Below are 18,374 nucleotides of genomic sequence, written 5' to 3'. Positions count from 1 at the left end.
CCTGCACCGCTCATGAATTTCCGCAATATCTCGTCCTGGTGCATCCAGAACCCGGTCCCGCCGATCGTGCTGTTCGTCGGGCTGCTGCTGGCCGGCCTGTTCGCGTTCATGCGGATGGACGTCAACAACAACCCCGACATCGATTTCCCGGCGGTCGAGGTCAGCATCTCGCAGCCCGGCGCGGTGCCGACCGAGATCGAGAACCAGATTACCCAGAAGGTCGAGGCCGCGGTGCGCGGGGTCAATGGCGTCGAGGAGATCAACTCGACCATCCGCGAGGGCTTCAGCTCGACCGGCGTGCAGTTCGTCATCGGCACCGACACCGACCGCGCGGTCAACGACATCCGCAACGCGCTGTCGCAGATCCGCGGCGACCTGCCCGAAGGCATCCTCGAGCCGCAGGTCACCCGAATCGACATCGCCGGCGAGCCGATCATCTTCGCCGCCGCCGAGACCACCGACATGAGCCTGGAAGAGCTCAGCTGGTACGTCGACAATACCGTGTCGCGCCGGCTGCTTTCGGTCGAGGGCGTCGCCTCGGTCGCGCGCGAGGGCGGGGTCGACCGCAACATCCGCGTGATCCTCGATCCCGCCGCGCTCAACGCCCAGGGCATCAGCGCCGCCCAGGTCAACGCCCAGCTTCGCCAGACCAACCTCAACGCCACCGGCGGCCGCGCCGAGATCGCCGGCTCCGAACAGGCGGTGCGGGTCGTCGGCAATGCCCGCGATGCCTACGCTTTGTCGCAGACCCAGATCGCCGTCCCCGGCGGCCGGGTCGTCCGCCTCGCCGACCTCGGCGAGGTTCGCGACGCCTATTCCGAGCAGCGCTCGATCGCCCGCATGAACGGCCGCCAAGTGATCAGCTTCAACGTCTCGCGCGCCAAGGGCTCGTCCGAAGTGACGGTCTACGACGCCGCGTGGGAGGAGCTGAAACAGATCGAGAAGGACGATCCGCGGATCAAGTTCGTCGAGATCAACAACAGCGTCGACTACACCAAGTCGCAATACGAAAGCTCGATGCACGCGCTGGTCGAGGGCGCGATCCTCGCCGTGCTCGTCGTGTTCCTGTTCCTGCGCGACTTCCGCGCGACGATGATCTCGGCCATCGCCATTCCGCTCTCGGCCATCCCCGCCTTCTTCTTCATGGATCTGATGGGGATCACGCTGAACGGCCTGTCGCTGCTCGCACTGAGCCTGGTCGCCGGCGTGCTGGTCGACGATGCGATCGTCGAGATCGAGAACATCGTGCGCCACATGCGCATGGGCAAGACCGCCTACCAGGCGTCGATGGACGCCGCCGACGAGATCGGCCTCGCGGTCGTCGCCACCACCATGGCGATCGTCGCGGTGTTCCTGCCGGTCGCGCTGATGCCCGGCATCTCCGGCCAGTTCTTCCAGAGCTTCGGCTACACCGTCGTCATCTCGGTGCTGATGAGCCTGTTCGTGGCGCGCATGATCACGCCGCTCATCGCCGCCTATTTCCTCAAGGCGCACGGCCCGGCGCCGCATGCCTCGGGCCCGCTGATGGAGCGCTATCTCAGCGTTCTCAACTGGTCGCTCGACACGTCCAAGGCCGAGGCCTATCGGCGCGAGCGGCCGGGCAAGGGCGCGCTCGTCTGGTCGTGGCTTCGCCATGACCACCGCTGGCGCATGGTCTATGCCGGCCTTGCCGCCTTCGTCCTCCAGATCTTCCTGTTCACGACGCTCTCGATGTCGTTCCAGCCGCCGCTGAACCTCGACTTCAGCCGGGTCCGGATCGGCATGCCGCCGGGCTCGACCGTCGCCCAGGCGTCCGACCTCGCCAACCGCACCGCGCAGATCTTCGAGGAGCATCCCGACGTCGACCGCGTGTTCCAGCGCGTGTTCACCGGCGCCGCTTTCCTCAACATCGTGCTCAAGAAGGAACGCGAGGTCACCTCGACCGAGTTCGAGCGCAGCCTCGCGCCCAAGCTCGCCCAGATCCCCGACGCGCAGGTCAATTTCATGAGCCAGGGCGGCGGCGGGCCGGGCAGCGGCGGCCGCGACGTCACCTTGTTCCTCGGCAGCGCCAACCCCGAGCTGCTCCAGCAGACCGCCGACAAGATCGCCGAGGAGATGGAGGGCATTCCCCAGCTCGTCGCGCCGCGCGTCGCCGGCGATCTCGTCCGGCCGGAGATCATCATCAAGCCGCGCTTCGATCTCGCCGCTGATCTCGGCGTGACCACCAGCGCGCTCGGCCAGACGATCCGCATCGCCACGCTCGGCGACATCGCCCAGAACAGCGCCAAGTTCAGCCTCGCCGACCGCCAAGTTCCGATCACCGTCTCGCTGTCCGAGGAATCGCGGCGCGACCTGTCGATCCTCGAGAATTTGCCGGTGCCGACCTCGAGCGGCGGTTCGGTGCCGCTGAAATCGGTCGCCGAAATCGGCTTCGGCTCGGGCCCGACGACCGTCCAGCGCACCAACCAGGTGCGGCGCATCGCGATCGGCGCCGATCTCGCGCCGGGGCTCGTGTCGGGCGACGTGTGGCCGCTGATCAACAAGCTGCCGACCGTCGCCAAGCTGCCCGACGGGGTCCAGACGCTCGAGCTCGGCGACAGCAAGTGGCAGGCCGAATTGCTGTTCTACTTCTTCATCGCGCTCGGCGCCGGCATCCTTCTGGTGTTCGCGGTGCTGGTGCTGCTCTACCGCCGCTTCCTGTCGCCGTTCGTCAACATGGGCTCGCTGCTCCTTGCCCCGCTTGGCGCGGGCATCGGCCTTCACATTGCCGGCCAGCCGGTCTCGCTACCGGTGTTCATCGGCATCCTGATGCTGTTCGGGATCGTCGCCAAGAACTCGATCCTGCTGATCGATTTCGCGGTCGAGATGATGGACCACGGGATGGAGAAGAACAAAGCGATCTACGAAGCCGGACACAAGCGTGCCCAGCCGATCGTCATGACCACCGTGGCGATGGTCGCCGGCATGATCCCGATCGCACTGTCGCTGACCGGCGACGGCAGCTGGCGCGCGCCGATGGGGGTCACCGTCATCGGCGGCCTGATCTTCTCGACCATCCTCACGTTGCTTCTCGTGCCCGCCTATTTCTCGATCGCGGTCGACATCGAGCGCTGGATCGGGGCGCGCTTCCAGAAGCTGGTCGACAATGGCGAGGAACATGCGCCGATGCGCGGGCCGGTCCCTGCCGAGTGAATTGCGCCGGGCGTGACATGCGCCCGGAGCTGCCTGATCGGCCGGGCGTGACAAGCGCCCGGTGGGCGCTACGGTAATCGCGTGACCCGCGCCGCGCCCCTCGCCCGCTTCAACCCGGCGCAGCCCGGCGCGCGCGGCATGAAGATCGCCGCCACCGGACTGCTCGTGGCAATGGCCGCGACCTATTTTACCGCTCGCGCGTTCGAGCCGGCCTATCCCTGGCTCGCCTGGGTCAAGGCGTTCGCCGAAGCTGGGATGGTCGGCGGCCTGGCCGACTGGTTCGCCGTCACCGCGCTGTTCCGCCACCCGCTCGGCCTGCCGATCCCGCACACCGCGATCATCCCCAGGAACAAGGACCGCATCGGCGAGGCGCTAGCCAATTTCCTCAAGTCCAATTTCCTCATCGCCCCGGTCGTCGCGCGGCGCATGCGCAAGCTCGATCTCGCCGCCGCCGCCGGCCGTTTCCTGCAGGCGCCGCAGGGCGAGGAGAACCGCATCCGCCAGGGCGCCAGCCGGCTTATCGCCGACATCTTCGAAGGGCTCGACGACGAGCGATTGGGCGGCCTGGTCAAGACCTCGATCGCCACCCGCGTGCGCAAGATGGAGGTCGCGCCGGTGCTCGGCGGCGCGCTCGCCTCGGCGATCAACGAGGAGCGGCACGTGCCGATGCTCGAGGCGGCGATCCGCTGGACCGCGCGCGCGCTCGACGCCAACGAGGGCCTCATTCGCGACATGGTCAAGAAGCGCACCAATTGGGTGCTCAAGCTGGCCGGGGTCGATACGCGCATCGGCGATTCGGTGATCGAGGGGATGCGCAAGCTGACGGTCGAGATGCACACCGATCCGGCGCATCCGGTGCGGGTCAAGATCGAGCAGGCGCTGGCCGATCTCGCCAACGATCTCCAGCGCAATCCGGAGACCCAGGCGCGGGTCGAGGAGTGGAAGAACCAATTGCTCGATAACCGCTCGGTCGGGCTGTGGATGGACGCCTTGTGGGAACGCGCGCGCGAGGCGGTGATCAAGGCCGCGCGCAATCCCGACGCGGCGCTTGCCGGAAAGCTCGGCGAGGTCCTCAAGTCGATGGGCCAGAGCCTCGAGAAGGACGAGCGGATCCGCGCCGCGATCAATCAGTTCGCGCGCCGCGCCGTCGCCGGCCTCGCCGCCAGCTACGGCAGCTCGATCGTCACGCTGGTCAGCGATACCATCAGGAGCTGGGACGCGCAGACCATCACCGACCGCCTCGAAAGCGCGGTCGGCCGCGACCTCCAGTACATCCGCATCAACGGCACGCTGGTCGGCGGCAGCGTCGGCCTCCTCCTTCACGCTTTCGATACGCTCTGATTACCGGGAGAACATTGATGAAGTCGGTCCTTGCCTCCGCCCTCGCACTTGCCCTCGCCACCCCCGCCGCCGCCCAGGACGCGGTCACCGTCATCCATGCCGGAACGCTGATCGCCGACCCCGCCCGGGCGCCGCTGCGCGGGGCGACCGTGGTCGTCCGCGGCAAGACCATCGAGTCGGTGCAAAGCGGCTTCGTCGACGTGCCCGGCGCGCGCGTCGTCGACCTGCGCTCGGCGACCGTCATGCCCGGCTTGATCGACAGCCACGTCCACCTCAACGGCAACCCCGACGACCGGCTTCAGGCGCGGCTTCAGGCAAGCTCCCGCGACCATGAGGATTACGCCTTTACGGCCTTGATCCAGGCGCGGCGGACGCTCCTGGCCGGCTTCACCACGGTCCGCGACCTCGGCAACGATCCACGGCTCATCTTTTCCCTACGTGACTCGATCAATGCCGGTGAGCTGGCGGGGCCGACCATCGTCGCCGCCGGCCGGGGCATCGCCATCTCCGGCGGTCATCATGATCAACGCACCGGGCGAAACCGCGACCTCACCGCGATGGCCTACAAGCAGGATATCAACAACACGTGCGACGGCGCCGATGATTGTCGCCGCGCGGTCCGCGAGCAGGTCGCGCTCGGTGCCGATGTCATCAAGTTCGCCGCCAGCGGCGGGGTGCTCAGCAACGTCGCCGCCGGGCTCGCCCAGCAGATGATGCCCGACGAGATGAAGGCGATCGTCGACACGGCAAGGATGTTCAATCGCCGCGTCGCCTCGCACGCCCACGGAGTCGACGGGGTCAATGCCGCGCTTCGCGCCGGGGTCGATTCGGTCGAGCACGGCACCTTCACCAACGACGAGAGCTTTCGCCTCTACCGCCAGACCGGCGCGTGGTATGTGCCGACCCTGCTCGCCCCCGCCGCCGCCCTCGCTGACGGCCAGCGCGGGGCGCTCACCCCGGCCCAGTTCGAAAAAGCGCGCGCCGCCGCCGGCAATGCCGAGAAGAGCTTCGCCCGCGCCATTCGCGAAGGCGTCAAGATCGCCTTCGGCACCGACACCAGCGTCAGCCCGCACGGCCGCAACGCCGAGGAATTCGCGCTGATGGTCAGGAACGGCATGCAGCCCGCCGCGGCGATCAAGTCGGCGACCATCGACGCCGCGACCCTGCTCGGCCTCGAATCGCGCGCCGGCTCGATCGCGCCCGGCAAGGACGCCGACATCATCGCCGTCGACGGCGATCCGTTCGCCAACATCCGCGAGCTCGAGAGCGTCGACTTCGTGATGAAGCACGGCCGGGTCCACAAGCTCGCCGGCAAGCGCCAGCTGACCGAAGTCGACTAGCCCGCCGAGACCCGCTCGATCGTCGCCCCGACCGCGCTCAATTTGTCCTCGAGCCGCTCGTAGCCGCGGTCGAGGTGATAGACCCGCATCACCTCGGTCTCGCCCTCCGCCGCGAGCCCCGCCAGGATCAGGCTCATCGACGCGCGCAGATCGGTCGCCATGACTTGCGCCCCGGTCAGCCGCGACGGCCCCTTGACGATCGCCGAGCGCCCGTGGACCTCGATCTCCGCGCCCATCCGCCGCAATTCCGGGACGTGCATGTAGCGGTTCTCGAAGATCGTCTCCTCGAGGAAGCTCTGCCCCTCGGCCACCGTCAGCATGGCCATGAACTGCGCCTGCATGTCGGTCGGAAAGCCCGGGAACGGCGCGGTCGAGATCGCCAGCGGCCGAAGCGGCTTGTCGGCCGTGACCCGCATGCCGTCACCCGTCATCTCGATCATCAGCCCGGCCGCCGCCAGCCCGTTGGTGATCGCCAGCATGTCCTCGGGCCGCGCCCCGGCGAGCTCGATCGACCCGCCGGTAATCCCCGCCGCGCAGGCATAGCTGCCGGCCTCGATGCGGTCGGGCATCACGTCATAGTCGCAGCCGTCCAGCCCCTCGACCCCGTCGATCACCAGATGCGCGCTGCCGATCCCCGCGATCCGCGCGCCCATCGCCACCAGGAGGTTGCACAGGTCGCCGATCTCGGGCTCGCGCGCGGCGTTGAACAATTCGCTCCGGCCCTTGGCCAGCACCGCCGCCATCAGCGCATTTTCGGTCGCGCCGACCGACACCACCGGGAAGCTGAAGTCGCCGCCGCTCAACCGCCCGCCGGGCGCGACCGCCTTCACATAGCCCGCGGCCAGCTCGATCTCCGCCCCGATCGCCTCCAAGGCCTTCAGGTGCAGATCGATCGGCCGGTCGCCGATCGCGCAGCCGCCGGGCAGCGAGACGGTCGATTCGCCCATCCGCGCTAGCATCGGCCCCAGCACCAGGATCGACGCGCGCATCTTGCGCACCATGTCGTAGGGCGCGACGGTCGACGCGATCTCGTCGGCCTGCAGAGTCATCCGCCGCTTGGCGCCGCCGCCGCGCTTGGCCCCCGACACCTTGGTCGACACCCCAAGCTCGTTGAGCAGATGGCCGAAGCTGTCGACATCGGCCAGCCGCGGCAGGTTGCCGAGCGTCAGCTTGCCGGCGGTGAGCAGCGCGCACGGAAGTAGCGTCAGGGCGCTGTTCTTGGCGCCCGAAATGGGGATCTTCCCCTCGAGCCTCTTGCCGCCGGTAATGCGAATGGAATCCATGCCGCGCTTTAGCGCGTCATTTCGGACTCACAAGGTTTACGCCTTCTCCAGCGTACACTGCAGCGGATGCTGGTTCTCGCGCGCGAAGTCGATCACCTGCGAAACCTTGGTTTCCGCCACCTCATAGGTGAACACCCCGCACACCGCGACGCCCTGCTGGTGGACCTGCAGCATGGTCCGCGTCGCATCCTCGATGCTCATCGTGAAATAGCGCTGGAGAACGAGCACGACGAATTCCATCGGCGTGTAGTCGTCGTTCAGCATCAGCACCTTGTAGTTCGACGGCTTCTTGGTCTTGGGCCGGGTGCGCGTGACGACCCCGGTCTCGAAGCCGTCGTCGCCGTCCTCGCGGCCGGGAACATGGCCCGTGGGATGGAATCGCGTGATCATCGCTGCCCGACAAATATGGCACGCCGGCAACGCGCTGCAAGACGCAAGCGCTCCGTGATGCCGCTCAAAAAGATGCGGCCGCCCCAACAAGGGACGGCCGCACGCACTGCCTAAACGTTTAGGAGGGGAGGTTTAGGCAGCGAATTCGCCCATGCGCTCGGCATTGACCGTCGCGCGGTTGCTGAGCGGCTGGAACGCTTCGCCGGCGAGCTTGACGAACGCTTCCGCGAACTTCGAGCTCTCGGCCACGGCGCGGTCGAAATTGCCGCGCACCAGCTCGGTCTGGAGCTGGATGAACTCGGTCGGCGACTTGGCGTCGGCCAGGGTCTTCATCCCGCCCGAAGCCTGCTCGAAGCCCTCGCGGCCGCTCTCGAGCATGTCCTGGCCGAGCTGCTTGACGCCCTTGGCGGCAATGCGGCTGGCTTCGGTCAGCGCCTCGACATTGGCCTTGGCCAGCTCGGCCATGCCCTCGACGGTCTGCTGCGAGCGGCGGACGAGGTCCTGGCCGCGGTCGCCGGCGCCCGAGAACATCTCGGTGAAGCGGTCGGCGGCGGGGATTTCGAAGCCGGCGAACAGCTTGGTGAAGTCGTTGGTCATGTTTTCCATCCGATCGAATTGACCCGAAGCGGCCGACGTCGCGGCCTTGGCCGAAGCGTTGGCGGCGCGGTTGGCGCTGCGGGCGGTCTTGTTGACGGTGCGCTTGGCGGCGCGGCGAGCCTTAGTCGCGCGGGCCTTGCGGGCCGGGGCGCGCTTGGCATCGGCCTTGGCGGCGTTTCCGGCGGCCTTGATCGGCGCGGTCGTGGCCTTGGTCGCCTCGGTGGTGGCGGTCTCGGTCTTGGTGGTGGTGTTGGTATCGGCCATGGTCGAATACTCCTTTGCTGCAGCGCAACATAGTGCAGTGCAGCATGGCGTTCAAGCATTTTTTGTGCAGTGCAGCAAACGATCGCTCGCGCGCCCGCCCGCGCCCCTTGACGCCGCCGCCCCCCGCGCGGCAAGGGCAGTCATGGACCGAGCCAGCTTGAGCGAGACCAGCCCGATCGATCGCCGCCGCCGCGGCCTGCTGATCGTCCTCTCCTCCCCCTCGGGCGCCGGCAAGTCGACCATCAGCCGCAACCTCATGGCCGACGATCCGACCATCACCATGTCGATCAGCGCGACTACCCGCCCCAAGCGGCCGGGCGAGGTCGACGACGTCGATTATCATTTCGTCGACGAGACGCGCTTCCAGCAATTGGTCGAGGCCGACGAGCTGGCCGAATGGGCCTATGTCTTCGACCACCGCTACGGCAGCCCCAAGGAGCCGATCAAGGAGGCGCTGCGCGACGGTCGCGACACCTTGTTCGACATCGACTGGCAGGGCACCCAGCAGCTCGAATACGCCTTCCGCACCGATCTCGTGCGGATCTTCATCCTTCCCCCGTCGATGGCCGAGCTTCGCCGCCGCCTCGAGGAGCGCGGCACCGACAGCCAGGAGGTGATCGACTTCCGCATGCGCCGCGCCGCGGCCGAGATCGGCCATTGGGCCGAATATGACTATGTCCTGATCAACGATGACGTCGACCAATGCACCGCGTCCGTGCGCGCCATCGTAGTAGCCGAACGCCAACGCCGCGAACGCCAGCCATATCTGCTGAACTTCGTGAGAGAACTCGTCGAACGCCCGAACTGACCAGCTCCTCCCCCAGAGTGGCGAAGCCACCGCGGGGGAGGTGCCCCGAAGGGGCGGAGGGGGCATCGCGCCTCTCGCCTGGTTTAAGCTTCCACCAGCTCCAGCATTCGCGCTCCGGTGAGAAAATCCGCGCGCCGCGCGTCGAGCGCCGCGGCCGCTTCGGCATCCGCGCCCCATTGCTCGGCCTGCCATTGCTCGTCGAGGCTGACCGCCTCCCACGCCGCCTCGGCCGGAAGCGCCTGCTCGAGCACCGCCAGCGCCGCCACCAGCGATCCGCCAATCGTCACCAGCGGCGACAGCGCGGCCAGCTGGAACGGGTTCAGCACCGCCACCGCATGCGCCAGCCGGGCAACCGTCGCCGGCGGCTGCGGCACGTGCATCACGCCAGCCACGCAGGCGAAATCGACGTCGTAGCGCCGTCGTGCCCAGTCGAGCAGCACGTCCCAGCTCTCGGCCTGGCGCCGGACCAGCGCGTCGGGTCCCTCGGCGCGGTAGCAGACCAAATCGCTCTCGGCATATTTGGCGAGCCCCGCAGCGAAGGCCTCGGGATCGGGCGCGACGTGGTCGATCGCCGCATTGGCCATTCCGGTCAGCTTCATCGCGCGCGGGTCGACTTCCTCGCCGCACGCCGCCCATTCCGCCGCGATCGCCTCCGCCAGCCCTTCGCTCGGCACGACCAGATCGGCGCGCTTCGGCGTGCGCACGCGCCGGCCGTCGAGCGCAATGGCGAAGCCGCCGTCCGCCGGCGCGACCGTCACCTCCGTCCAGAAGCGCTTCACCGGTCTTCATTCTCCCACGCCCGCCGAAGCAGTTTGGGCGCGAATATCGCGTCGACCACGCCGCATAGCGCGAGGATTCCGCCGACCAGCGGCCAGCCGCCGGGCCGCAGCAAATCGCTGTAGGCGATCGCCATTCCGAGCAGGAACATGGCCACCCCGGCCAGCCGCACCAGCGCGAACATGTGGAATCGGCGGCGCCACAGGGCCTCGTCGTCGCTCACGCCATCGCCTCCTTCAGCGCGGCGGCGATCACAGCCACCTCGGACGGCCGCTCGGCGACATGGTCGGCCCCGTCGGCGATCAATTCGGCGACGCTGTGATAGCCCCACGCCGCGCCGATCGCAGTGCAGCCGGCGGCGCGCGCGCAGCCCATGTCCCAGGCGGTGTCGCCGATGAAGAAACTGGTCGAGGGCTCGGCGCCCGCCTCGGCCATTGCCGCCAGCGCCATCGCTGGATGCGGCTTGGACGGGTTGCCGTCGGCGGTCTGGAGCGTGACGAAGCGCCGCTCGAGCCCGTGACTCGCCAGGCAATACTTGAGTCCGCGCAAGCTTTTCCCTGTTGCAATCCCGAGCAGCCAGCCGTCCGCCTCGAGCGTATCGAGCAGTTCGGCGATGCCGTTGAACAGCGGCTCCTCGACCGTGCCCGCGCCGCGCATGGCGATGAACGCATCCTTGTAGGTCGCGGCCAGCGCGCCGTGGTCGGCGTCGGGCGCGAGCTCGGCCATCGCCTGCTCGAGGCTCAGCCCGATCACCCGCTGTGCCTGCGCACGCGGCGGGCAGTCGAGGGCGTGGGCGTTGAACGTCTCGTCGAGCGCGCGGTGGATGGTCGCACCGCTGTCGACCAGCGTGCCGTCGCAGTCGAACAGCGCCAGCCGGTTCACTTGCGTCCCCGCGGCCGTGCGCCGCCGCCGCTTCCGCCCGATCCGCGCGAGCGGCGCTCGCCCTTGCGCGATCGGCGCGCCGCCTTGGCCGCCGCCGCCGCGCGCCGCGCCTTGACCTCGGGCGAACGCGCCGGGTCGACCGGCGTCGGCAGCGCCTTGCCGGCCTCGATGTCGAATCCGAGCTGGGCAAGGCTCTCGGAAAAGTGCGCCGGCGGCTCGGCACTGACGTCGATCTTCTTGCCGTCGGGCGCGGAGATGCGCAGCCGCCGTGCATGCAAGTGCATCTTGCGGCTGATCCCGCCGGTCAGAAACGCCTCGGCCCCGCCATATTTCGCATCGCCGACGATCGGGTGGCCGATCGCCGCCATGTGCGCGCGCAGCTGGTGGGTCCTCCCGGTCAGCGGCCTGAGCTCGAGCCAGGCGGTGCGGTTGCCGGCGCGGTCGATCGTCCGGTAGCGGCTCTTCGACGGCTGGCCGCTCGCCTCGTCGACGTGCATCTTCTCGCCGCCGGTGCCGGGCTGCTTGGCGAGGGGCAAGTCGACCAGCCCGTCGTCGATCGACGGCACGCCGTTGACCAGCGCCCAATAGACCTTCTTCGCCCCGCGGCCGGCGAATTCCTTGGCGAAATGGGCCGCCGCGCGCGCGCTTCGCGCCACCAGCAGCACACCGCTGGTGTCCTTGTCGAGGCGGTGAACCAGCTTGGGTCGGTTGCCCGCCTCGTCGGCGAGCCCGTCGAGCAGCCGGTCGAGATGGTGGCTGGTCTTGGTCCCGCCCTGGGTCGCCAGGCCCGGCGGCTTGTCGAGCGCGATCCAGTCCGGACCTTGCGCGATCACCATCGCGCGCACGAACGCAATCTCGTCCGGATCCAATGGGTGAGCCTTCGGCCGCACCGGCTTCGAGGAAACCACTGCACTGTCCACCGGCGGCACTACCAGCACCTGCCCCGCCGCGATCCGGTCGCCCGGGCTGGCCTTGTTGCCGTCGAGCCTCAGCTGCCCGGTCCGCGCCCAGCGCGACACCTGGTTGAAGCTCACCTCGGCCATATGTCGCTTGAACCAGCGGTCGAGGCGGATCCCGTCGTCGTCCTCGGCGACGGTGAAGCTGCGGTGGTTCTCGGGTTCGGCCATCGCGGCGCCCTTACCCCGCAATCAGCCTTCCGACCAATAGGCGAACGCCGCGCCTTGCAGCCGCTCGATCCGCCGCCGCGCCTCAGGTCCCTCCCACCGGCCGTCCTGCCCGATCCACCACCCCTGCCCCGGCAGGCCGTCCGACTGGCGCACGACCAGTACCGCAAGCTCCGGCTCGCCGCGCCCCGCCGCCTCGGCATCGACCGCCTCGAGCGTCTTGCACAGCGACCGCATCCGTGGCCTCGAGAACGGATAGCCAAGCTGGCCGAGCAGTTCGGAATAGGTCACCGCCGTCCCCGCCCGCGCCGCCGCGATCAGGTGCGCGCGCACCTCGCCGGCGTCGGCCAGCCTCATTCCGGCTGGTTGGGCACCGGTGTCAGCTCGAACACCTGCAGCTTGGCGCCGTCGCGCGGCCACGGGATCACCAGCCGCCAGCGCAGCGGGCCGATGCGCTCGAAGATGCCGGCCATGTCGCGCTTCGGGTCGTCGCCATAGGCCCGCACCTCGTCCTCGCTGCCCAGCGCCAGGCTCCCGAGAAACACCATGCGGCGCCGATTGTCATCGTCCCACAACCGCCCGGCGGGCCGCTGGCTGCCGGTCTGTTTGACGATCGTCAGCACCTCGCCCTCGGTCTGGACGTAGCAGAAGAATGGCTTGAACCGCTCAAGCGCGGGCTTGCCGCGGCCGGGTTGGCCAAGCGTCACCAGCCGACAGCTGTAGCTCCCCGGAGTGGGAGCCGGGCGGACCAGCGCGGCATCCTCCTTGAGCAGCGCGTCCTCCTCGCGGATCGCGGTAGCAAAGCGCGGGCGCGCCGCCGCCAGCCCGGCCGCCCAGGCGCCCGACACATTGGCGATGCGCTCGCGGTCCGCCGAATTGGCGATGCCCTGCCACACGTCCGCCTTGGTCGGCGGGGCGATCGTCACCACCGGAGCCGGCTTCTTGGGTACCGGCACGCAGCCGGCCAGCGCGAGCAGCGCGGCGGTCACGGACAGGGCGATGGCGATGCGGCGGGTCATGGGGTCGCTTTCATGGCGCAGAGTGGCAAAGGCGGCAGGCAAACTCAACCAACGCGTTCGCAACCAATTGCGTTGACTTGGCAATGGCCTGCTCTAGGCCAACCGGCGATGAACGACCGACCCGTGGCCCGTGAGGCGGCGCCGCTCAGCCGCACCGGCCTCGCCTACGGTCTCGCCGCCTACGTCCTGTGGGGCGTGATGCCCGTTTATTTCAAGCAGATCGACGAGGTGCCGGCGGTCGACATCGTTGCCCACCGGATCGTCTGGTCGCTGCTGGTGCTCGCTGCATTGCTGACCGTAGCCCGCGCCTGGCACGAGGTGCGCAAGGCTGTCGCCGCACCACGCACGCTGGCGCTGCTGACGCTCACCGCAGTGCTGATCGGGGTCAATTGGCTGCTCTACGTCTATTCGGTCACCAGCGGCCACATGCTCGCCGGCAGCCTCGGCTATTACCTCAACCCTTTGGCCAACATCCTGCTCGGTCGGTTTATCCTCGGCGAGCAGCTGAGCCGGCGCCAATGGTGGGCGGTCGCGCTCGCCGCAGCCGGCGTTGCGGCCTTAGCAGCCGGCGCCCTCCAAACGCTGTGGATTAGCCTCACATTGTGCTTCAGCTTCGCTACCTATGGGTTGTTGCGCAAAATCGCTCCAGTCGACTCGCTTGCCGGCCTGAGCATCGAGACGGCACTATTATTTCCCATCGCACTGGGCTGGCTGCTGCTCGGCGGGGCTAAGGGCATGATGATTACTGACTATCCCGCCGCGACCGGCTGGTTGCTGGCGGCCGCGGGCCTCGTCTCGACCGTGCCCCTGCTGTGCTTCACCGCCGCCGCCCGGCGGCTGCCCTATTCGACCGTCGGGATGCTCCAGTTCCTTGCGCCGACCCTGCAATTCCTGCTCGCCGTGGCGGTGTACGGCGAGCCGCTCAGCACCGCCCATCTGCTGGCGTTCGCCGCGATCTGGGTCGCGCTCGCACTTTACGCTTCGTCAATCCTAGGCCGCCGCCGCCCGCCCGGGCCCGAGCTGTGCGAGAGCTAGGACAGGGCGCGCGCGACCTGCTATGCGTCGCGAATGGCCAAAATCATCTCGCTCCTCATCGGCGTCGTCGCACTCCTGTGCGCGGTCGTCGCCTTCATCCCCCTCCTTGGCTGGGCCAACTGGCTGATCATCCCGCTCGCGGCGGTCGGCGCCGGCATCGGCCTCATCGGCCGGAGCAAAAGCGGCGCGGCGCTCAACATCTTCGTGATCTTGATCGGTGTGATGCGATTGAGCCTCGGCGGCGGAATCATCTGATCCAGTCTCGCCGGGCCATTTGTTCCGAAACGGACCAGATGGCCGCACCGAAATTGAGTTTTTCGTTCATCCTGTTGTAACGTCGCCGTTCCGACCCTGTTCGCGTGGGAAGAGACGACGGCCGGCCTCGATCATCGAGGGGGGACAGGATGGGCAGTGTGGAGCGGCAATCGGCGCGCGTGCCGATGAACTGCGACGTGGACTTCAAGCGCCACGGCGACGCGCGCTATCGCGTCGAATTGTTCGATTTGTCGCCCCAGGGCTGCTGCCTGTCGCCGCCGATCCGGGTCGACGAGGGCGATTCGATCAGCCTTAGGATTCCCGACATGGCGGCGATCCATGGCCACGTCGCCTGGGTCCAGGGATTCAAGGCCGGAGTGCGCTTCGACCAGCCGTTCCACCAGGCCGTGTTCGACAGTCTCGTCCGCCGCCTCGGCGCCGCCTAGCGCGTGCGCACGTAGCGCCCGGGCGCGTCCTCGATCGGCTTGAGCTTGCCCTCGCCGGGGATCCGCGCGCCCGCGGTCTTCACCGTCTTCGGGGCTTGCTCGCGCAGCCAGGCGATCCAGTCCGGCCACCAGCTGCCCTTGGTTTCACTCGCGGCCGCCTGGAATTCCTCGAGCGTCGCCGCCGGCTTGTCGCTGGTCCAATATTGGTATTTGCCGGCGCTCGGCGGGTTGACCACGCCGGCGATGTGCCCCGAGCCGGCGATCACGAAGCGGACCGGTCCGGCCAGCACCCGGCCCAGCTTCCACACGCTCGCGAGCGGCGCGATGTGGTCCTCGCGCCCCGCCTGGATGTAGGCCGGGATGGTGATCTTGCTGAGATCGAGCGGAACTCCGGCAATGCTGATGGCGCCCGGCTTGACCAGCAGATTGTCGCGATACAGCCGCTGCAGATAGTCGCGGTGCCAGCCGCCCGGCAGATTGGTGACGTCGCCATTCCAGTGCAGCAGGTCGAACGGCGGCGGGTCGTTGCCCATCAGGTAATTGTTGACGACATAGTTCCAGATAAGGTCGCGGCCGCGCAGCAGGTTGAACGTCGCGGCCATCACTCGCCCGTCGAGCACGCCGCTTTCCGCCGTCAACTGCTCAAGCGTCTTCATCGTATCGTCGCCGATGAACAATTTGAGGTCGCCGGCGTCCTCGAAGTCGACCTGGGCGGTGAAGAAGGTCGCGCTTGCGACCTTGTCCGCTTCGCCCTTGGCGGTGAGATAGGCCAGGGTCGCGGCGAGAGTCGTGCCCGCCACGCAATAGCCGATCGTGTGCACCGCCTTGACCCCGAGCAAGTCGCGCACCGCGTCGATCGCCTGCACTTGGGCTGCGACATAATCGTCCATCGTCACGTCGCGAATGCTCTCGTCGGCCGATTTCCAGCTGACCATAAACAGGCTGACGCCTTCCCCAACCGTCCAGCGGACGAAGCTCTTCTCCGGCGTCAGGTCGAGGATGTAGAAGCGGTTGATCCACGGCGGGAACACGATCAGCGGCGTTTCCAGCACCTCGTCGGTCACCGGCGCATAATGGATCAGCTGGAACAGCGGCGTTTCGAGGATCACCTTGCCCGGAGTCGTCGCCAGATTGCGGCCAAGCTCGAACGCGCCGTCGGGGCTTTGAGTCACCTGGCCGCGCTGGATGTCGGCGATCATGTTCTTGAGCCCGGCGAGCAGATTCTCGCCCTTGCTCTCGATCGTCCGCTTCATCACCTCGGGATTGGTCGCGAGATAATTGGCCGGGCTCATCGCATCGACGAAATTCCTGGTCGCGAACCGCAGCTTGCTGCGCGCGCCCTCGTCGATGCCCTCGATCTCCTCGACCGTTCCGAGCAGCCGCTCGGAGATCGCGAGATAGCTTTGCTTGACGGTGTCGAAGATCGGGTCGTTCCACGCCTCGCCGCCGAAGCGCCGGTCGCGCGCCTTGCCCGCATCGCTGACCTGGCCGAGCATCCGGCCCCAGGCGTCGAGGCCCTTCGACCACATTTCCGCGCCGGCGCTCATCCACGCCATCGGGTCCGCCGCCTGCGGCGCCGCGGCCGGTCCGAAGCCGAACCCGGGCAGCGCCGAGCCCTTGGCGAGATTGTCGGCCCACGCCTCCAGCATCATCTGGTTGGCGCGCGCCATGACCATCGCCCAATGCTGCCAGTCCTCGGCGCCGGGCGGCGGGGCGGTGGTGGTGGTGGTGTCGGACTTGTCCATGGCTGAGCTCAATACCCGTTCGTCCCGAGCGAAGTCGAGGGACGTGTCTCGACTTCGCTCGACACGAACGGTTAGGGCAGACCGATGCCGCCCGTCGAAGTCCTCCCCGATGCCCTGTTGTGGCTCGACTATGTCGGCATCGCGGTGTTCGCCATTTCCGGCGCTTTGCTCGCCGCGGAGAAGAAGCAGACGCTCGTCACCTTCATCTTTTTCGCCGTTGTCACCGGGGTCGGTGGCGGCACCATTCGCGACCTGTTGATCGGCGCCCCGGTGTTCTGGGTCGGGACCAATTCGACGCTCGCAATCTGCATCGGCGCGGCGCTTGCCGTATGGTTCCTGAGCCGGCGCATGATCCTCGAGCGCGCACTCTTGTGGTTCGATGCCATCGGCCTTGCCGCCTACGCCACCTACGGCGCGTCCAAGGCGCTGGCCTTTGGCGTCGCGCCGGTGCCCGCGTTCGCGATGGGCGTGATGACCGCCTGCGCCGGCGGGATCATCCGCGACGTCCTCGCCGGCGAGCCGTCGATCCTGATGCGGCCCGAGCTCTACGTCACCGCCGCGGCGCTCGCCTCAGGCCTCTTCGTGCTGCTCGCCTGGTTCGGAGCGCCTGCCCCGCTTGCCGCGCTGGTCGCCGGACTGTTCGGCTTCGCACTTCGCGGCGCCGCCATCGCCCGCGGCCTGTCGCTCCCCGCCTACGGCCGCTAGAGGGCGCTCGATGACCGACGATTTCTACCGCATCCAGCGCCTGCCGCCTTACGTGTTCGCCGAAGTCAACGCGATGAAGGCCGCCGCCCGGGCGCGCGGGCAGGACATCGTCGATCTCGGCATGGGCAATCCCGACGGCGCGCCGCCGCCGCATGTCATCGCCAAGCTCGCCGAGGTCGCCGCCAAGCCGACCGCGCACCGCTATTCGGCGTCCAAGGGCATTCCCGGGCTGCGCAAGGCCCAGGCGGCCTATTACCAGCGCCGCTTCGGGGTCGATCTTGATCCCGACAGCGAGGTCATCGTCACCCTCGGCTCCAAGGAAGGCCTCGCCAACCTCGCCCAAGCGATCACCGCGCCGGGCGACGTCGTGCTGACCCCGAACCCGAGCTACCCGATCCACCATTTCGGCTTCATCATCGCCGGCGCCGCGATCCGCTCGATCCCCGCGGTGCCCGGCCCCGACTTCTTCGACCGCCTCGAGAAAGCGATGCGCTACACCGTGCCGCGCCCCAAGGTGCTGGTCATCGGCTACCCCAGCAACCCAACCGCCCAGGTCGTCGGGCTCGACTTCTACGAGAAGCTGGTCGCCTTCGCGCGCGAGGCCGGGCTCATCCTCATCTCCGACCTCGCCTACGCCGAAATCTACTTCGGCGACATGCCGACCCCATCGCTGCTGCAGGTGCCCGGCGCGAAGGAGCTGGCGGTCGAGTTCACCTCGCTGTCCAAGACCTATTCGATGGCCGGCTGGCGGATCGGCTTCGCGGTCGGCAACGCGCGGCTGATCGGCGCGCTGACGAGGGTCAAGTCGTACCTCGATTACGGCGCCTTCACCCCGATTCAGGCCGCCGCCTGCGCCGCGTTGAACGGCCCGCAGGACTGTATCGATGCCAACCGGGCGCTCTATCGCAAGCGCCGCGACGTGATGGTCGAGAGCTTCGCTCGCGCCGGCTGGGACATCCCGGTACCCGAAGCCAGCATGTTCGCCTGGGCGCCGATTCCGGAAGCGTTCCGCGCGCTCGGCAGCATGGAGTTCGCCAAGCGGCTGCTGACCGAAGCCCATGTCGCGGTCGCCCCCGGGGTCGGTTTCGGCGAGGAAGGCGAAGGCTTCGTCCGCCTTGCTTTGGTGGAGAACGAGCAGCGCCTGCGGCAGGCGGCGCGCGGCGTGAAGGCGATGCTCGGCAAGGCGTGACGG

The 18,374-nt window shown here is 68.1% G+C and carries 19 protein-coding genes; 9 read left to right on the top strand and 10 right to left on the bottom strand.

What is annotated here, in order from left to right:
* Positions 1-12: 12 nt before the first annotated feature.
* From D0Z60_RS00485 to D0Z60_RS00475, 3 genes are all read left to right on the top strand, one after another.
* A complete protein-coding gene (locus D0Z60_RS00485) occupies positions 13-3,171 on the top strand; it encodes an efflux RND transporter permease subunit (protein ID WP_118855996.1) in 3,159 nt (1,052 codons plus the stop codon).
* 81 nt (positions 3,172-3,252) lie between these two features.
* Positions 3,253-4,512 (top strand): DUF445 domain-containing protein, encoded by a 1,260-nt coding sequence (locus D0Z60_RS00480; protein WP_420822771.1) that lies wholly within the window; start codon positions 3,253-3,255, stop codon positions 4,510-4,512.
* 17 nt (positions 4,513-4,529) lie between these two features.
* A complete protein-coding gene (locus tag D0Z60_RS00475; RefSeq protein WP_118855993.1) occupies positions 4,530-5,852 on the top strand; it encodes a metal-dependent hydrolase family protein in 1,323 nt (440 codons plus the stop codon).
* On the opposite strand, the gene murA is transcribed toward D0Z60_RS00475, so the two are convergent.
* The 3 genes from murA to D0Z60_RS00460 all read right to left on the bottom strand — a co-directional run bounded on the left by murA (position 5,849) and on the right by D0Z60_RS00460 (position 8,386).
* Positions 5,849-7,135 (bottom strand): UDP-N-acetylglucosamine 1-carboxyvinyltransferase, encoded by a 1,287-nt coding sequence (gene murA, locus D0Z60_RS00470; RefSeq protein WP_118855990.1) that lies wholly within the window; start codon positions 7,133-7,135, stop codon positions 5,849-5,851. The two genes, D0Z60_RS00475 and murA, sit on opposite strands and share 4 nt — an antisense overlap.
* Before the next feature lie 36 nt (positions 7,136-7,171).
* Positions 7,172-7,525 carry an ATP-dependent Clp protease adapter ClpS gene (gene clpS / locus D0Z60_RS00465; RefSeq protein ID WP_118855987.1) on the bottom strand — a complete coding sequence of 118 codons (354 nt, stop codon included), beginning with the start codon at positions 7,523-7,525 and terminating at the stop codon, positions 7,172-7,174.
* Positions 7,526-7,657: 132 nt separating this feature from the next.
* The gene (locus tag D0Z60_RS00460; RefSeq protein WP_118855984.1) at positions 7,658-8,386 is read right to left on the bottom strand and encodes a phasin family protein; all 729 of its coding nucleotides are present in this window, start codon (positions 8,384-8,386) and stop codon (positions 7,658-7,660) included.
* A gap of 142 nt (positions 8,387-8,528) precedes the next feature.
* Here D0Z60_RS00460 and gmk point away from each other — a divergent pair, with 142 nt between their 5' ends.
* Entirely contained in the window at positions 8,529-9,194 is a 666-nt protein-coding gene (gmk, locus tag D0Z60_RS00455; protein ID WP_118855974.1) for a guanylate kinase, read from the top strand.
* An 83-nt stretch (positions 9,195-9,277) separates the two neighbouring features.
* On the opposite strand, the gene D0Z60_RS00450 is transcribed toward gmk, so the two are convergent.
* Genes D0Z60_RS00450 through D0Z60_RS00425 form a run of 6 tightly spaced genes read right to left on the bottom strand, consistent with a single transcriptional unit; the run spans position 9,278 to position 12,996 of the window.
* Positions 9,278-9,973 carry an ATP12 family chaperone protein gene (locus D0Z60_RS00450; protein WP_118855971.1) on the bottom strand — a complete coding sequence of 232 codons (696 nt, stop codon included), beginning with the start codon at positions 9,971-9,973 and terminating at the stop codon, positions 9,278-9,280.
* Positions 9,970-10,194, bottom strand: coding sequence for a hypothetical protein (locus tag D0Z60_RS00445; RefSeq protein ID WP_118855968.1), 225 nt, complete (start codon positions 10,192-10,194; stop codon positions 9,970-9,972). The genes D0Z60_RS00450 and D0Z60_RS00445 overlap by 4 nt, the downstream gene beginning before the upstream one ends.
* Entirely contained in the window at positions 10,191-10,853 is a 663-nt protein-coding gene (locus D0Z60_RS00440; protein WP_118855965.1) for an HAD-IA family hydrolase, read from the bottom strand. Before D0Z60_RS00440 ends, D0Z60_RS00445 begins: the two co-directional genes overlap by 4 nt.
* Positions 10,850-11,980, bottom strand: coding sequence for an RluA family pseudouridine synthase (locus D0Z60_RS00435; protein ID WP_118855962.1), 1,131 nt, complete (start codon positions 11,978-11,980; stop codon positions 10,850-10,852). The genes D0Z60_RS00440 and D0Z60_RS00435 overlap by 4 nt, the downstream gene beginning before the upstream one ends.
* A gap of 21 nt (positions 11,981-12,001) precedes the next feature.
* Complete coding sequence (locus D0Z60_RS00430) at positions 12,002-12,334, bottom strand: ribose-phosphate pyrophosphokinase (RefSeq protein WP_118855959.1); 333 nt, start codon at positions 12,332-12,334, stop codon at positions 12,002-12,004.
* Positions 12,331-12,996: a DUF4893 domain-containing protein gene (locus D0Z60_RS00425; protein WP_118855957.1), complete on the bottom strand. Its 666-nt coding sequence runs from the start codon at positions 12,994-12,996 to the stop codon at positions 12,331-12,333. Before D0Z60_RS00425 ends, D0Z60_RS00430 begins: the two co-directional genes overlap by 4 nt.
* A gap of 108 nt (positions 12,997-13,104) precedes the next feature.
* Between D0Z60_RS00425 and rarD the strand changes: the two genes are divergently transcribed.
* The 3 genes from rarD to D0Z60_RS00410 all read left to right on the top strand — a co-directional run bounded on the left by rarD (position 13,105) and on the right by D0Z60_RS00410 (position 14,732).
* A complete protein-coding gene (gene rarD / locus D0Z60_RS00420) occupies positions 13,105-14,031 on the top strand; it encodes an EamA family transporter RarD (protein WP_118855954.1) in 927 nt (308 codons plus the stop codon).
* A 33-nt stretch (positions 14,032-14,064) separates the two neighbouring features.
* Positions 14,065-14,286 (top strand): hypothetical protein, encoded by a 222-nt coding sequence (locus tag D0Z60_RS00415; RefSeq protein ID WP_162888009.1) that lies wholly within the window; start codon positions 14,065-14,067, stop codon positions 14,284-14,286.
* A gap of 158 nt (positions 14,287-14,444) precedes the next feature.
* Entirely contained in the window at positions 14,445-14,732 is a 288-nt protein-coding gene (locus tag D0Z60_RS00410; RefSeq protein WP_162888008.1) for a PilZ domain-containing protein, read from the top strand.
* Here the strand turns inward: D0Z60_RS00410 and D0Z60_RS00405 are convergent.
* Positions 14,729-16,477 carry a PHA/PHB synthase family protein gene (locus tag D0Z60_RS00405; protein ID WP_240325486.1) on the bottom strand — a complete coding sequence of 583 codons (1,749 nt, stop codon included), beginning with the start codon at positions 16,475-16,477 and terminating at the stop codon, positions 14,729-14,731. The genes D0Z60_RS00410 and D0Z60_RS00405 overlap by 4 nt on opposite strands.
* An 84-nt stretch (positions 16,478-16,561) precedes the next feature.
* Here D0Z60_RS00405 and D0Z60_RS00400 point away from each other — a divergent pair, with 84 nt between their 5' ends.
* Positions 16,562-17,182 carry a trimeric intracellular cation channel family protein gene (locus tag D0Z60_RS00400; RefSeq protein WP_118855946.1) on the top strand — a complete coding sequence of 207 codons (621 nt, stop codon included), beginning with the start codon at positions 16,562-16,564 and terminating at the stop codon, positions 17,180-17,182.
* A gap of 10 nt (positions 17,183-17,192) precedes the next feature.
* A complete protein-coding gene (locus tag D0Z60_RS00395; protein WP_118855944.1) occupies positions 17,193-18,371 on the top strand; it encodes an LL-diaminopimelate aminotransferase in 1,179 nt (392 codons plus the stop codon).
* Positions 18,372-18,374: the final 3 nt, after the last annotated feature.

Source organism: Sphingomonas mesophila (assembly GCF_003499275.1).
GTDB lineage: Bacteria > Pseudomonadota > Alphaproteobacteria > Sphingomonadales > Sphingomonadaceae > Sphingomicrobium > Sphingomicrobium mesophilum.
Note: the sequence above shows the minus strand (reverse complement) of the source record. Positions and strands in the feature narration are given on the sequence as shown.

Excerpts from the sequence above, each read along its gene's own strand:
- D0Z60_RS00485 (WP_118855996.1), top strand. The coding sequence starts at position 13 with ATGAATTTCCGCAATATCTCGTCCTGGTGCATCCAGAACCCGGTCCCG.
- D0Z60_RS00475 (WP_118855993.1), top strand. The coding sequence starts at position 4,530 with ATGAAGTCGGTCCTTGCCTCCGCCCTCGCACTTGCCCTCGCCACCCCC.
- murA (WP_118855990.1), bottom strand. The coding sequence starts at position 7,135 with ATGGATTCCATTCGCATTACCGGCGGCAAGAGGCTCGAGGGGAAGATC.
- clpS (WP_118855987.1), bottom strand. The coding sequence starts at position 7,525 with ATGATCACGCGATTCCATCCCACGGGCCATGTTCCCGGCCGCGAGGAC.
- D0Z60_RS00460 (WP_118855984.1), bottom strand. The coding sequence starts at position 8,386 with ATGGCCGATACCAACACCACCACCAAGACCGAGACCGCCACCACCGAG.
- gmk (WP_118855974.1), top strand. The coding sequence starts at position 8,529 with ATGGACCGAGCCAGCTTGAGCGAGACCAGCCCGATCGATCGCCGCCGC.
- D0Z60_RS00435 (WP_118855962.1), bottom strand. The coding sequence starts at position 11,980 with ATGGCCGAACCCGAGAACCACCGCAGCTTCACCGTCGCCGAGGACGAC.
- D0Z60_RS00430 (WP_118855959.1), bottom strand. The coding sequence starts at position 12,334 with ATGAGGCTGGCCGACGCCGGCGAGGTGCGCGCGCACCTGATCGCGGCG.
- D0Z60_RS00425 (WP_118855957.1), bottom strand. The coding sequence starts at position 12,996 with ATGACCCGCCGCATCGCCATCGCCCTGTCCGTGACCGCCGCGCTGCTC.
- rarD (WP_118855954.1), top strand. The coding sequence starts at position 13,105 with ATGAACGACCGACCCGTGGCCCGTGAGGCGGCGCCGCTCAGCCGCACC.
- D0Z60_RS00415 (WP_162888009.1), top strand. The coding sequence starts at position 14,065 with ATGGCCAAAATCATCTCGCTCCTCATCGGCGTCGTCGCACTCCTGTGC.
- D0Z60_RS00405 (WP_240325486.1), bottom strand. The coding sequence starts at position 16,477 with ATGGACAAGTCCGACACCACCACCACCACCGCCCCGCCGCCCGGCGCC.
- D0Z60_RS00400 (WP_118855946.1), top strand. The coding sequence starts at position 16,562 with ATGCCGCCCGTCGAAGTCCTCCCCGATGCCCTGTTGTGGCTCGACTAT.
- D0Z60_RS00395 (WP_118855944.1), top strand. The coding sequence starts at position 17,193 with ATGACCGACGATTTCTACCGCATCCAGCGCCTGCCGCCTTACGTGTTC.